This window comes from Pseudomonas sp. R76, assembly GCF_009834565.1.
Classification (GTDB): domain Bacteria; phylum Pseudomonadota; class Gammaproteobacteria; order Pseudomonadales; family Pseudomonadaceae; genus Aquipseudomonas.
In genome coordinates, this window is record NZ_CP019428.1 from 5,292,378 (window position 1) to 5,305,464 (window position 13,087).

Annotated in this window: 13 protein-coding genes; 8 read left to right on the plus strand and 5 right to left on the minus strand. The window is 61.4% G+C overall.

What is annotated here, in order from left to right; all coding sequences use genetic code 11:
• The first annotated feature begins 99 nt into the window (after positions 1-99).
• From PspR76_RS23840 to PspR76_RS23860, 5 genes are all read left to right on the plus strand, one after another.
• Complete coding sequence (locus tag PspR76_RS23840) at positions 100-1,227, plus strand: glycerophosphodiester phosphodiesterase (RefSeq protein WP_159959250.1); 1,128 nt, start codon at positions 100-102, stop codon at positions 1,225-1,227.
• Positions 1,228-1,327: 100 nt separating this feature from the next.
• The gene (locus PspR76_RS23845; RefSeq protein WP_159959252.1) at positions 1,328-1,633 is read left to right on the plus strand and encodes a PepSY domain-containing protein; all 306 of its coding nucleotides are present in this window, start codon (positions 1,328-1,330) and stop codon (positions 1,631-1,633) included.
• A 185-nt stretch (positions 1,634-1,818) separates the two neighbouring features.
• Positions 1,819-2,991 (plus strand): GAF domain-containing sensor histidine kinase, encoded by a 1,173-nt coding sequence (locus PspR76_RS23850; protein ID WP_159959254.1) that lies wholly within the window; start codon positions 1,819-1,821, stop codon positions 2,989-2,991.
• A 100-nt stretch (positions 2,992-3,091) separates the two neighbouring features.
• Positions 3,092-4,114: a transporter gene (locus PspR76_RS23855; protein ID WP_159959256.1), complete on the plus strand. Its 1,023-nt coding sequence runs from the start codon at positions 3,092-3,094 to the stop codon at positions 4,112-4,114.
• A gap of 264 nt (positions 4,115-4,378) precedes the next feature.
• On the plus strand, positions 4,379-5,995 hold the full coding sequence (locus PspR76_RS23860) for an inorganic phosphate transporter (protein WP_159959258.1): 1,617 nt from the start codon (positions 4,379-4,381) through the stop codon (positions 5,993-5,995).
• 123 nt (positions 5,996-6,118) lie between these two features.
• Here the strand turns inward: PspR76_RS23860 and PspR76_RS23865 are convergent, their stop codons facing one another.
• The 3 genes from PspR76_RS23865 to PspR76_RS23875 are packed head-to-tail and all read right to left on the minus strand — an operon-like array spanning position 6,119 to position 8,782.
• A complete protein-coding gene (locus PspR76_RS23865; RefSeq protein ID WP_159959260.1) occupies positions 6,119-7,093 on the minus strand; it encodes a biotin-dependent carboxyltransferase family protein in 975 nt (324 codons plus the stop codon).
• Positions 7,090-7,968, minus strand: a complete 879-nt coding sequence (locus tag PspR76_RS23870) for a 5-oxoprolinase subunit B family protein (RefSeq protein WP_159959262.1) — start codon at positions 7,966-7,968, stop codon at positions 7,090-7,092. The genes PspR76_RS23865 and PspR76_RS23870 overlap by 4 nt, the downstream gene beginning before the upstream one ends.
• 55 nt (positions 7,969-8,023) lie before the next feature.
• A complete protein-coding gene (locus PspR76_RS23875) occupies positions 8,024-8,782 on the minus strand; it encodes a 5-oxoprolinase subunit PxpA (RefSeq protein WP_159959264.1) in 759 nt (252 codons plus the stop codon).
• 245 nt (positions 8,783-9,027) lie between these two features.
• On the opposite strand from PspR76_RS23875, the gene PspR76_RS23880 reads away from it, so the two are divergent.
• Positions 9,028-9,945, plus strand: coding sequence for a LysR family transcriptional regulator (locus PspR76_RS23880; RefSeq protein ID WP_159959266.1), 918 nt, complete (start codon positions 9,028-9,030; stop codon positions 9,943-9,945).
• Here the strand turns inward: PspR76_RS23880 and PspR76_RS23885 are convergent.
• The gene (locus tag PspR76_RS23885; RefSeq protein WP_159959268.1) at positions 9,942-10,838 is read right to left on the minus strand and encodes a LysR family transcriptional regulator; all 897 of its coding nucleotides are present in this window, start codon (positions 10,836-10,838) and stop codon (positions 9,942-9,944) included. The genes PspR76_RS23880 and PspR76_RS23885 overlap by 4 nt on opposite strands.
• Positions 10,839-10,943: 105 nt before the next feature.
• Between PspR76_RS23885 and PspR76_RS23890 the strand changes: the two genes are divergently transcribed.
• Positions 10,944-11,702: an SDR family NAD(P)-dependent oxidoreductase gene (locus tag PspR76_RS23890; protein WP_159959270.1), complete on the plus strand. Its 759-nt coding sequence runs from the start codon at positions 10,944-10,946 to the stop codon at positions 11,700-11,702.
• A gap of 50 nt (positions 11,703-11,752) precedes the next feature.
• On the plus strand, positions 11,753-12,658 hold the full coding sequence (locus PspR76_RS23895; RefSeq protein WP_159959272.1) for a LysR family transcriptional regulator: 906 nt from the start codon (positions 11,753-11,755) through the stop codon (positions 12,656-12,658).
• Here PspR76_RS23895 and PspR76_RS23900 read toward each other — a convergent pair.
• The gene (locus PspR76_RS23900) at positions 12,645-13,085 is read right to left on the minus strand and encodes a multidrug/biocide efflux PACE transporter (RefSeq protein ID WP_159959274.1); all 441 of its coding nucleotides are present in this window, start codon (positions 13,083-13,085) and stop codon (positions 12,645-12,647) included. The genes PspR76_RS23895 and PspR76_RS23900 overlap by 14 nt on opposite strands.
• Between the last annotated feature and the right edge of the window lie 2 nt (positions 13,086-13,087).

Sequence of the window (13,087 nt, forward strand, 5' to 3'; positions counted from 1 at the left end):
CGCGTGAGCACCTTAATGTCGGTTTGGTGATAGCGCCTTTCGCAATCAATTGTTAAAAAGGACACCTTCTCAAGTTACCTCCACGAAAGGACTTCGCATATGCCTGTCACGTTTACCAAGAGCGCCTTGCTGCTCGCGCTGATGCTCGGCCTTGGCCAGGCACAGGCTGCCGACCCGATCAGCCCGGCTGAATTGGCGACAAACGAAGGCATTCCGTACCCGGCCGTCATCGCCCACCGTGGCGCTTCCTACGACGCCCCCGAATCCACCGCCGCGTCCTACAAGCTGGCCCGCGACCTGGGCGCCGACTACCTGGAAATGGACCTGCAGCGCAGCAAGGACGGCGTGCTGTTCGCCCTGCACGACAACAACCTGCAGCGCACCACCGACGTGGCCACCAAGTTCCCGGAGCGTAAAGACGCCCCGGCCAACGAGTTCACCTGGGCCGAATTGCGCACCCTGGACGCCGGCAGCTGGTTCAACGCCGCCTACCCGGACCGCGCGCGCCCTGCGTTCGTCGGCCTGAAAATCCAGAGCCTGGATGAAATCATCAAGATCGCCGAAGGCAACCCGCAGCACAAACCCGGCCTGTACATCGAGACCAAAGAACCCAAGCAATTCCCGGGCATCGAAGCCGACCTGAAAAACAAGCTGCTGGACAAGGGCTGGTTGAGCTCCGCCGGCTCCAAGCTGGGCAAGAGCAACACCGGCGTTGGCCAGGGCAGGGGCCGCGTGGTGCTGCAGACGTTTGAAAAAGACAGCTTGAAAGAGCTGCAAAAAGAAATGCCCAACACCCCGAAAATCCTGCTGTTGTGGGTTGGCCCAGGCAGCATCGAGCCGAAATCCGCGCAAACTTTCGCCGAGTCGGGCGAGCCGACCAAAGCCGCTTACTACGCCAAGCAAGAGCCGAAGGATGCTGCCGAATTCGAAAAATGGGTTGACGAAGCCAAGAGCCTCGGCGCCATCGGCACTGGCCCGTCGGCCGAGCTGACCAACCATGGCGACCAGAGCTACACCGACCTGGTGAAGCCTGAAATGAACAAGCTGACCCACGACAAAGGCCTGCTGGTGCACGTCTACACCGTCGATGAGCCGGTGGACTTCGAGAAAGTGATGAAGGCCGGCGTCGATGGCATCTTCACCAACCGCGCCGCCGAACTGTTGAAGTTCTACAAGCGCTGGCCGTCGTCGAGTGTGCAGGATCTGCTCAAGGACAATGGCTACTAAGCGTCAGGCCGCTTAGGTGTCAGTGCGCCATTAAGGATGAGTTAAGTTGCGCCGGTTAATCTGGCGCCACTTAAACAGCTCACCCAGAAGGACACGCACCATGAAAACCCTGACTGCCCTGTTCGCCGCTACCGCCCTGACCCTGACTGCCGGTCTGGCCCAGGCGGATGTTCGTCCGGATCATATTGAAGGCCTGCTCAAATCCGGCGCGGTGTTGCCTTTCGAGAAACTCAACGCCGCTGCCGTCGCCACTCACCCTGGCGCCAGCATCACCGACACCGAGCTGGACCACAAAAACGGTGTATTGGTTTACGAAGTTGACGTGACCGACACCGCCGGCAAACGCTTTGAAGTCAAGCTCGACGCCAAAACCGGCGCCGTGCTGGAAAACAAACAAGACACCTGATTCAACCGCCAAAAAAACCGCGCCACTTTTTAAAGTGGCGCGGTTTTTTTATGCGCGCTCATCAGCCAAGCGTAGGAAAAGTATCCACGTAGTTAATGAAATTACACCCACAGCACCTAAGGTCGCTAGAATCCCCTCATTGGCTCGGGCACAACGCCCACCACCTTCGGAATCGAGATCGCTGCATGGGGCAGAAAGCCGTCGACATCGCCACTATTGGCCGTATCAGTGCCGTACCCGCGATGCTCAAAGTCATCAGCGACATGACCGGCCTGCGCTTCGCCGCCGTGGCGCGGGTGACCGACGACACCTGGACCGCCTGCGCCGTGCTTGACCGATTGGAGTTTGGCCTTGGCGTCGGTGGCGAGCTGGACCTGACCACCACAATCTGCCACGAAATTCGCGGTTCCCACGCGTCCGTGGTGATCGACAAGGCCAGCGAAGACCCGCTCTACCACGACCACCACACCCCGCGCATGTACCACTTTGAAAGCTACATCTCGGTGCCGGTGTTCCGCACTGACGGGCGCTTCTTCGGCACCCTTTGCGCACTCGACCCCAACCCCGCGCCGCTGCGCAGCAGCACGATCCAGTCGACCATGGAATCGTTCGCCCGGGTGCTGTCGTTGCAGATTGAAGCCGAAGAGGCGCTGCAAACTACACAGGCCCAATTGCAGGAAGAACGCGGCACTGCCGAACTGCGCGAGCAATTCATCGCCGTGCTCGGCCATGACCTGCGCAACCCGCTGTTCGCCATCAACTTCGGCGCCGAGCGGTTGCTGCGTAAACACCCGAACCCTGCAACCGACACCCTTGTGCGCCACATCCTCACCAGCGGTCGGCGCGCTTCGCAACTGGTCGAAGATGTGCTGGATTTCGCCCGCGGCCGCATGGGCAGTGGCATCCCGCTGCACCTGAATGACTGCCAGGATTTGCAGGACGCTTTGCAGCATGTGGTGCTGGAAGTGCAAAGTGTGAACCCGCAACGCCTGATCCAGGCCGATATCGGCGACCTGCGCGGCGTCTACGGCGACCGCGATCGACTGGCGCAATTGCTCTCCAACCTGGTAGCCAATGCCATCCACCATGGCAGCCACGACGGCCCGGTGGAAGTTACCGCGCGGGTTGAGGATGAACAGTTCACACTGACGGTGAAAAACCCCGGCCAGATCGACGAACTCGCTCTGCCGCGACTATTTCAGCCCTACTCGCGACCGGTCAAAGACACGCCGCAAGCCGGTCTCGGTCTGGGTTTGTATATCGTCAAGCAGATTGCCGATGCCCACGGCGGCCAGCTTGAGGTGTCATCCTGCGCGCAAACAGGCACGCTGTTCACCTTCACCCTGAAAACCCGCTGAACAAGTTTTCAAACCGTCACAAAATCGTCATCCCACCTTGCAATGATTCGCCCACGCGAACCTGTGAAACGTCCTACAGGCGCTTTCTCTGCGAGCCTCCATGAACCACAGCATCGACCACGGCCACCAGGATCCCGATCTGTTTGGCCTGCTTTACGGTTTTCGTTTTCGACCCGGTGAAAAAGGCGAGCAGATTGACTCGGCCACCGCGCTGGCCGCCTTGCAGGCGCCGCAAGACCCGGAAGAATTTCTCTGGTTGCACCTGAACCTGGCCCACGCCGCGTGCGAGCGTTGGATGCAAACGCATTTGTCGCTGCCGGATGAGTTTTTCGAAGCCTTGCACGAAGGTTCGCGCTCCACCCGCATCGAACACGTCGACTCGGCCTTGCTGGCGGTGGTCAACGACGTGGTGTTCAACTTCAGCAGCATGGTCTCGTCGGACATTTCCACGTTGTGGGTGTGTGCCCGCAGCCGTCTGCTGGTGAGTGCGCGCCTGCAACCGCTGCATTCGGTGGATAAATTGCGCTCATCGGTGAAGGCCGGTGAACGCTTTCGCTCGCCACTGGAATTGCTGGTGCATTTGCTGCGCGACCAGGGCGAAGTGCTGACGCAGATCGTGCGCAAGACCAGCCTCAGTGTCGACCATATCGAAGACCAGTTGCTGTCCTCGCGCCTGTCCACCAACCGCGCCGAGCTGGGTGCTGCGCGCCGCGTGCTGGTGCGCCTGCAACGCTTGCTGGCGTTGGAGCCCGGCTCGTTGCTGCGCCTGCTCAATCGCCCGCCGCAGTGGCTGCAAAAAGAAGACGTGAAGGAGTTGCGCAAATCCACCGAGGAATTTGCGCTGATCATCAACGACCTGATGGCGCTGGGTGAGCGCATCAAGTTGTTGCAGGAAGAAATCGCCGCCAACCTCAACGAGCAAAGCAACCGCACGCTGTTCACCCTGACTGTGGTGACGGTGCTGGCGTTGCCGATCAATATCATTGCCGGTTTTTTCGGCATGAACGTGGGTGGCGTGCCGCTGTCCACCGACCCGGAAGGGTTTTGGATTCTGGTGGCGTTGGTGGCGACGTTTACCTTGATTGCCGGCCGCTGGGCGTTCCGCAAACGCAAAGATTACTAGCCTTGCAACACAATCAAACTGTGGGAGCTGGCTTATGTGGGAGCTGGCTTGCCTGCGATAGCATCCCCCCGGTTTCTCTGAAAGACCGAGGTGCCCGCATCGCCGGCAAGCCAGCTCCCACATTGATCGCACTCTGACATCGGTTTTGCGGTGGTTTGTAGACCAGCGGCACACCCAATTCCTTAAACACTGACTTACCGCAGCATCTCTGTAACATTCTGCAATGATCATCAACGACATCCTCCCCACACTGGATGCTCCGGCATGGCCACCCCTTCCCTGACTGCCTCCTCCACCGCGTCACACGCTGACCCCAAACCCCGCCTGGATAAAAAACCCGGCCTGGTGACGGTGATCATTTTCTTCGCCGTGCTCGCAATGGGTTTGCTGTTTACCGCCTACAGCCTGATGCACGACATGCACGAACTGGGCACGGTGGTGACCACCTGGACGCCGTTCCTGCTGCTCGGCGTGGCGCTGTTGATCGCCCTGGGTTTTGAGTTCGTCAACGGTTTCCACGACACCGCCAACGCGGTCGCGACGGTGATCTACACCAACTCGCTGCCGCCGCACTTTGCGGTGGTGTGGTCGGGCTTTTTCAACTTCCTCGGTGTGCTGCTGTCCAGCGGCGCAGTGGCGTTCGGCATCATTGCCCTGCTGCCGGTCGAGCTGATTTTGCAGGTGGGCTCATCGGCTGGTTTCGCGATGATCTTCGCCCTGCTGATCGCCGCGATCCTGTGGAACCTCGGCACTTGGTGGCTGGGCTTGCCGGCCTCGTCATCGCACACCCTGATCGGCTCGATCATCGGCGTCGGCGTGGCGAACGCCCTGATGCACGGGCGTGACGGCACCAGCGGTGTGGACTGGAGCCAGGCGATCAAGATCGGTTATGCCTTGCTGCTCTCGCCGCTGATCGGCTTCGCCTTCGCCGCCCTGCTGTTGCTGGCCCTGCGCGCCTTCGTAAAAAACCGCTCGCTGTACAAAGCGCCCAAGGGCGACACCCCGCCACCTTGGTGGATTCGCGGCATGCTGATCGCGACCTGCACCGGTGTGTCGTTTGCCCACGGTTCCAACGATGGCCAGAAAGGCATGGGCCTGATCATGTTGATCCTGGTCGGCACCTTGCCGATGGCCTACGCGCTGAACCGCACCATGCCCGCCGAGCAGTCGTTGCAGTTTGCGGCGGTGGCCGAGGTGACTCAGGTCGCGTTGGTGAAAAGCGCACCGCAAGTACTGCCGGGCGACCCGCGGCCGATCCTTTCGACCTACGTGCGCACCAAGGAAGCCACCCCGGAACTGGTGCCGGCCCTCGCCGCCCTCGCCGGCCAGATTGGTGACGAAGTAAAAGGCTACGGCTCCCTGGCCAAAGTCCCCGCTGAAGCGGTAGGCAACGTGCGTAACGACATGTACCTGAGCAGCGAAACCATTCGCCTGATGGAAAAGGACAAGGTCGGCAACTTCGATGCCGACACCCAAGGCAAGCTGAAGCTGTTCAAAGAACAGATCGACAATTCCACGCGCTTTATTCCGCTGTGGGTGAAGATCGCCGTGGCCATCGCCCTCGGGCTGGGCACCATGGTGGGTTGGAAGCGTATCGTGGTGACGGTCGGCGAGAAGATCGGCAAGACCCACCTGACCTACGCCCAAGGTGCATCGGCTGAGATGGTCGCGATGCTGACCATTGGCGCAGCGGACATGTATGGGTTGCCGGTGTCGACCACCCATGTGCTCTCGTCCGGTGTGGCCGGGACCATGGTGGCCAATGGCGGTGGGTTGCAGATGAAGACCATCCGCAATTTGTTGATGGCGTGGGTGCTGACATTGCCGGCGGCGATTTTGCTTTCAGGCAGTTTGTACTGGCTGTTCACCAAACTGTTCTGACACAACACAGATCAAACTGTGGGAGCTGGCTTGCCTGCGATAACGGTGTACCAGCCAACAGATAGGTAAGCTGACCCGCCGCCATCGCAGGCAAGCCAGCTCCCACAGGGGTTTTAGGGTGTGTCACGAAGTAAAGAGGCCAGCCATGGCTTTCAGCCGCTTCTTGTACACCCGCCGCGCCTCCAACGCTTCCTCCAGCGTCACCGCCACAAACCCCGCCCTTTGATTCGGCTGCATCTGCCCAATCAAATCCAGGTCCGCACTGATCACCGTGCCGATCATCGCGTAGCCACCGCCCGACACCGCATCCCGGTGCAGCACAATCGGCTCCAACCCCGCCGGCACTTGGATCGAGCCAATCGGGTAGCAACTGTCGACGATGTTCGACGGGTCCGACCCCGCGCCAAACGGCTGCTCGCGCGGCTGAAAGCTCAGCGCACTGCCGCCCTTGAAGCGATAGCCGATGCGATCCGCCTCGGAACCCACCGTCCACGGCTCGGCGAAAAAGCTGCTTTTTGCACCGTCCGTCAGCCGGTCGTAATACAGCCCCGGCACCACGCGCAAGGTCACATCACCGCCGACCGAACGGCGCAGCGCCATCGGCAAACTGTTGCCTGCACGGCCTTGGCCACTGGCCTCGCCAATCGGCAGTTCATCGCCTTCCTGCAAACGCCGCCCTTGAAACCCACCCAGCGCGCCGAGGGTGTAAGTCGAGCGGCTACCAAGCACCAGCGGCACATCAATGCCGCCCGCCACCGCCAGGTACGTACGCGCGCCCGCCTTGGGAAATTCAAAGCGCAGCACTTGCCCGGCGCGCACCTGGAACGCGGTGTCCTGGTGCACCACTTCACCGTCCAGGCGCGGCGACATCAGCGCACCGCTGAGTGCCACCAGGGCGTCCTGTTGAAACAACAATTCGGGGCCGATCAGCGTGCATTCCAACCCCGCTGCGCCGAGCGGGTTGCCCACCAGATGGTTGGCCGCGCTTAACGCGTACTGGTCCAGCGCGCCCGAGGGCGGAATGCCCAAGTGGTAATAACCTTCGCGGCCAAGATCCTGCACGGAGGTGGCGAGGCCGGGTTTGAGCACCTTGATCATGCCAGCGCCTCCTGCAGGGTTTTCGGATAGCCGATGGGGTCGGCGAGAAAGGCGTCGAGGGAGAATTCCACCGGGCGGATACGCAGGTCAAAACGCCCGGCATCCACCTCGGCCACTGCCAAGTCATAGGCGTCGCGGTCGATAGGCTTGAACTGCACAATATCGCCAGGGCGAAAGAACACCATGTGTTCCTTGAGGTACGCCAACTGCTGCGCCGGGTCGTAGATCGGCGCCGGGGTCACGCCGAACATCTGGTAGCCACCGGCGCCGCGTACCGAGTAGATGCAGCCAAAGCAGCCGCCATGGCCGAGGGTCAATTTCGGCGTGTCGGTGCGCGGGCGCAGGTACTTGGGCACCTGCAATTGCCGTTCGCGCTCGACCATCTGGAACATGAACGGCAGGCCCGCGACAAAGCCGACCATCGACACAAACCACGGCGCGCCACTGTGGGCGGCGATAAACGCGTCCACATCGGCCAGGCCGTTGATGCGTGCGGCGTATTCCAGGTCAGTGCCGCTGGGGTCTTGATGGCGGTCGCGAAAACGCATCAGGGTTTCATGGGTCCACGGGTCGTTGTAGAGCACCGGGATTTCGATGATGCGCGTGTGCAACGTGCGCTCGGCCACGGCCTGGGCTTCGGCGCTTTGCACCGCGTCGAGCAGCACATGCGGCGCAATGCGGTCGGGGTCGAAGCGAATCTGGAACGACGCATTGGCCAGGCACACATCCAGCACGCCTTCCAGCGCCAGGCGCTCCACAGCGCGGGTCACCGCCATGCCTTTGAAAAAAGCCTGCAGGGACATGCTGTCGCTGACCTCGGCAAACAGGTGTTCATCACCGCCGAAGCTGTAGCGGATGGGGGACGTTTCAGCCATGTCTGTTCCTCTTGGAATCATTGTAGAAAGGCAGGCAAAAAGCAGTGGTTCGATCTTATTGGGGGGTTCTGACTTCAATGCCCGCCTGGTCCAGGGCTTCGCGGGTTGCCTCTACCAATTCCAGGGCGCCAGGCGTGTCGCTGTGCAGGCAAATGGAGTCGAACTCGATCAGCAGGTCTTCGCCTTCGACGGTGCGTACACGACCGGTCTGACACGCACGCAAAACCCGCGCCGCAACCGTTGCAGGGTCCAGCGCGCGCACATTGCGGGTAAACACGATGGAGCCGCTCAGGTCGTACTCACGGTCGGCGTAAAACTCGCGCACTACCGGCTGCCCGAGCTCGTTGGCGACGCGCCAGATCACCGAGTTGGGCATGCAGTACAGCAACAGCGTCGGCTCAATGATTTGCAGGTTTTGCACCAGCAGCCGCGCGGCTTCTTCGTCGCGGGCCAAATGCATGTAGAGCGCGCCGTGGGGCTTGATATGTTGCAGGGTCACGCCTTGGGCGCGGGCGATTTCGCGCAGGGCGCCGAGCTGATAGAGCATGTCGTCCACCAGCTCCTGGGCCGGTGCGTTGATATGCCGACGGCCAAACCCCACCAGGTCGCGAAAACCCGGGTGCGCGCCGATGGCCACGCCGAGTTGCTTGGCACGCGCGACGGTGCGGCGCATGGTGCCGGGGTCGCCGGCGTGGAAGCCGGTGGCGATATTGGCCGAGCTGATATACGCCATCAGTTCCGCGTCGACGCCATCGCCGATGGTCCAGGGGCCAAAGCCTTCGCCCATGTCTGAATTGAAATCCACTGCCTGCATCGGGGCTGCTCCGCCAAAAGGTGATGGCTGAAAGTAGGCTGGCGCTTGACCCCTTGGGAAGATCTATTATCAGATAGGGTATCTTCTGAAAAACAGATATATTCTGAAAAACAGATACACACAGCTCGTACCCGCGCTCTGCGTGGTTACGCCTCCTGTAACGCTCCGCGTCACGATTTTAAACGCGGACGCGGAGCGTCCCTGCCTGCATGCCCACGCGGAGCGTGGGAACGATCGGATAAGCCATGTCCCTGACCCTTCGCCAAATCCGCTACTTCGTCGCCACCGCCGAAATCGGCCAGATTTCCCAGGCGGCGATTCACCTGAACATCTCCCAGTCGGCGGTGACCACCGCGATCAAGGAGCTGGAAGCCATGCTCGGCGTGCAGCTGTTCGTGCGTTCGGCCCAAGGCATGAACCTCACCGACGCCGGGCGGCATTTTCTCAACCGCGCCTATGTGATCGCGCGCAGCGTGGACGACGCGCTGAACAGCCCGCTGCCGGATTACCGCGCCAGCGGCGTGCTGCGGGTGGCGGCCAGTTACACGGTACTCGGTTACTTCCTGCCGCATCACCTGCAACGCATGGAACACTGGCACCCGGACGTGACCATCGAGGTCTTCGAGCAGGAGCGCCAGGCCATCGAACACGGCCTGCTCGACGGTCAATTCGACATGGCCGTGGTGCTCACCGCCAACCTCACTCACGCGGATATCGTCTCCGAAATCCTGTTCAATTCGGAGCGCCGGCTGTGGCTGCCCAGCCACCACCCGCTGTGCGAACGCGGTGCGGTAAGCCTGGCCGATGTGGCGCAAGAGCCTTACATCCTGCTCACCGTCGACGAGGCCGAACACAGCGCCATGCGCTACTGGGAACAGGCCGGGCAAACGCCCAAGGTGCGGCTGCGCACCAGTTCGGTGGAAGCGGTGCGCAGCATGGTTGCCAATGGCAGCGGCGTGGCGATTCTGTCGGATTTGGTGCACCGGCCGTGGTCGCTGGAAGGCAAACGCATCGAGACGCTGACCGTGACCGACCCGGTCACGCCCATGAGCGTCGGCCTGGCCTGGCACCGCGAGCGTGCGTTCACCCCGGCGATGCAGGCGTTTCGGGATTACTTCCACGACGCCTTCCTGGCGCCGCAGCAGTTGTCGGCGCGGCGCTAGAGCTGCGCTTGCAGCGTGGCGGCCAGCCAATCCATAAACACCCGCACCCGTTGTGGCAGATGCCGTTGCCCGGCGTAGAGCAGCGACACGTCCAGCGCCGGTGCGGGGTAATCGGGCAGCACCGCCACCAGTTCACCGCTGTCGAGTAAATCGCGAATCCCCAAGGCCGGCACTTGCGTGATACCGAAGCCGCCCAGGCACGCGGATTTATACGCGTCGGTGCTGTTGACCGTGACGCGCCCGGCCATCGGCACGCGGTGCACCTTGTTGCCCTGCTGGTATTCGAACCCCGCTGAGCGTGAGCCCAAGGGCCGCACGTAATGCACCAATTGGTGATGCGCCAGGTCGGCCAAGGTTTCGGGCACGCCATAACGCTGAACATAACCGGCGCTGACACAGTTGAGCATCGGCAGGCTGCACAGCAGGCGCGCCACCACGGTCTGGTCGGGCTGCGCGCCCACGCGCAACACGCAGTCGAAACCTTCGGCGAGCAGGTCGACCTGACGGTCGGTGGTGCTGATTTCCAGCTCGATCAACGGGTGCGCGTGCAGGAAGTCGGGCAGGCGCGGCAGGATCAAATCCCGCGCCATGACGTTGGGCATGTCCACGCGAATACGCCCGCTGAGCTGCGCTTCATCCTGGCGAAACAGGCCTTCAAGTTCCTCCATGTGCGCGAGCAAATCCTTGCTGCGCTCATACAGCACGCGGCCGTCCTGGGTGGCTTGCACCTTGCGCGTGGTGCGCTGTAACAAGCGCGCACCGAGCAGCTCTTCGAGCGCCTGCACATGCTCGGACACCGTCGAGCGCGGCAAGCCCAGGCTCTCGCCCGCCTGGGTAAAACTCGACAGTTCAGTGACCCGCACGAAGGTGCGCAACAGCTCAAGCTTGTTCATGGGATTGTTCGCCTTATCCGGCCAGTGATTCCGATATCACCCTGTTTATCACGTTATCCACGGACAAATACACTCAGTCCCACGATCACCTCAGAGGACTGCACCATGACCCGTAAAATCGCACTGATCACCGGCGCCAGCCGCGGCCTGGGCAAAAGCGCCGCGCTGCACCTGGCAGCACAAGGCGTCGACATCATTGGCACTTATCACAGCGCAGCGGCCGAGGCCCAAGCGGTGGTGGAACAGATTGAAGCCCTGGGTGGCCGCGCCGCCATGCTGCAACTGGATGTCAGCCAAAGCGGCACGTTCAATGATTTCGTCGGCGAAATCGCCACCGTACTCAAGGATGTTTTCGCACAGGATCACTTCAACTTTCTGATCAATAACGCGGGTATCGGAGCGCATGCCAGCTTCGCCGAAACCACTGAAGAGCAGTTCGACCGTTTGGTGGCGATCCACTTCAAGGCGCCGTTTTTCCTCACGCAAAAATTGCTGCCGCTGATCAGCGATGGCGGGCGCATCATCAATATTTCCAGCGGCTTGGCGCGGTTCAGCCTGCCAGGGTATGCGGCGTATGCGTCGATGAAGGGCGCGGTGGAAGTGCTGTCGCGCTATCAGGCCAAGGAGCTTGGCCCACGCGGGATTACCGTGAACACCCTGGCACCGGGCGCGATTGCCACCGATTTCAGCGGCGGTGCGGTACGCGATAACCCGGCAGTCAATGCGATGGTCGCCAACAACACCGCGCTGGGCCGCGCCGGTTTGCCGGACGATATTGGCGGGGCGATTTCGACCTTGCTGGCCGATGGCAGCAACTGGATCACCGGGCAGCGCATCGAAGCCTCGGGCGGCATGTTTCTGTAGGCATTCTGCGCTAGCATTAATGCCTTCAGATCACTGACAGGCAAGCACCGATGAGTTTTGATCCAGGTTTGGCCGGCGGCATGGGCGTATTGGCGGCCGTGGTCGACAGCGGCAGTTTTGCCCGCGCCGCCGACAGCCTGGAGATGACGCCTTCCGGGGTCAGCCGGGCAATTTCACGTTTGGAAAAACGCCTGGGCATTCGCCTGTTCGACCGCACCACGCGCTCGGTGCAATTGACCGACGAAGGCCGCCGGTTCTACCAGCAAATCGCCCCGCTGCTGGCCGGTCTCGAAGAGGCCGCCAGCTCCGCCGCCGACAGCGCATTGACCGTGCGTGGGCGCTTGCGGGTGAATATCGACCCGTACTTCTCGCGCCTGGTATTGGGCCCGGTGCTCGGCGATTTCATGCGCCGCTACCCACAATTGCAGTTGGACCTGCACACCCGTGACCAACTCGGCGACTTGGTGGCCGACGGTTTTGACCTGGCGATTCGCTTCGGCATCCCGCAGTCCTCCTCGCTGATCGCGCGCAAGCTGATGGAAGTGCGCGTGCTCACCCTGGCCTCCCCCGCTTACCTGGAACAATACGGCCGACCGGCGATTCCGCAAGACCTGGAGACCGGGCATATGTGCCTGGACTTTCGCGACTCGCAGACCGGGCGCCCGTTTGCCTGGGAGTTCCACCGCAACGGCGAACACGTGATCGTGCGCACCAACGGCCGCTTGGTGGTCAACGACGCCAGCACGTTATACAGCGTGTGTGAACACGGGCACGCTGTGGCGCAAATGCTCGATTTGGGCCTGGCGCCGGCACTCAAGGCCGGCAGCCTGGTGGACCTGTTTCCTGACTGGCCGGACGAGCGTTTTCCGTTGTACGCCTATTACCCTTCGCGGCATTTGCCCGCCGCCAAGGTGCGGGCGTTTCTGGACTTTGTGGCCTCGCTCAAACTTGGCTAGCTACACGCTGCTGCACAATTTTCTCGCGCAGCACGTCGTAGCCCCAGTGATACACGTAGGTGTACGGCAGGAAGAACAGCAACACGCCGATGTCGAGAATAAACGCCTGCATCAGGCTGATATTCAGCCACGCGGCGATCAACGGCACGCACACCAAAATCAAGCCACCTTCGAACATCAACGCGTGCAGTACACGGGTCCAGCCGTTATTGGCGAGCTGCCAGCGTGCTTTCAGGCGGTCGAACAGGCCGTTGAAAATCACGTTCCAGGTCAGCGCCATCAGGCTGATCGCCAGGGTGACCATGCCCATTTCCAGGGCGGGTTTATCCATGATCCACGCCAGCAACGGGGTGCAGATCAACAGCGCCAAACCCTCAAAACCAATGGCTTGGCAAACACGTTCAGTAATCGACTTGGTAGGGTTCATAA

Excerpts from the sequence above, each read along its gene's own strand:
- PspR76_RS23840 (WP_159959250.1), top strand. The coding sequence starts at position 100 with ATGCCTGTCACGTTTACCAAGAGCGCCTTGCTGCTCGCGCTGATGCTC.
- PspR76_RS23845 (WP_159959252.1), top strand. The coding sequence starts at position 1,328 with ATGAAAACCCTGACTGCCCTGTTCGCCGCTACCGCCCTGACCCTGACT.
- PspR76_RS23850 (WP_159959254.1), top strand. The coding sequence starts at position 1,819 with ATGGGGCAGAAAGCCGTCGACATCGCCACTATTGGCCGTATCAGTGCC.
- PspR76_RS23855 (WP_159959256.1), top strand. The coding sequence starts at position 3,092 with ATGAACCACAGCATCGACCACGGCCACCAGGATCCCGATCTGTTTGGC.
- PspR76_RS23860 (WP_159959258.1), top strand. The coding sequence starts at position 4,379 with ATGGCCACCCCTTCCCTGACTGCCTCCTCCACCGCGTCACACGCTGAC.
- PspR76_RS23865 (WP_159959260.1), bottom strand. The coding sequence starts at position 7,093 with ATGATCAAGGTGCTCAAACCCGGCCTCGCCACCTCCGTGCAGGATCTT.
- PspR76_RS23870 (WP_159959262.1), bottom strand. The coding sequence starts at position 7,968 with ATGGCTGAAACGTCCCCCATCCGCTACAGCTTCGGCGGTGATGAACAC.
- PspR76_RS23875 (WP_159959264.1), bottom strand. The coding sequence starts at position 8,782 with ATGCAGGCAGTGGATTTCAATTCAGACATGGGCGAAGGCTTTGGCCCC.
- PspR76_RS23880 (WP_159959266.1), top strand. The coding sequence starts at position 9,028 with ATGTCCCTGACCCTTCGCCAAATCCGCTACTTCGTCGCCACCGCCGAA.
- PspR76_RS23885 (WP_159959268.1), bottom strand. The coding sequence starts at position 10,838 with ATGAACAAGCTTGAGCTGTTGCGCACCTTCGTGCGGGTCACTGAACTG.
- PspR76_RS23890 (WP_159959270.1), top strand. The coding sequence starts at position 10,944 with ATGACCCGTAAAATCGCACTGATCACCGGCGCCAGCCGCGGCCTGGGC.
- PspR76_RS23895 (WP_159959272.1), top strand. The coding sequence starts at position 11,753 with ATGAGTTTTGATCCAGGTTTGGCCGGCGGCATGGGCGTATTGGCGGCC.
- PspR76_RS23900 (WP_159959274.1), bottom strand. The coding sequence starts at position 13,085 with ATGAACCCTACCAAGTCGATTACTGAACGTGTTTGCCAAGCCATTGGT.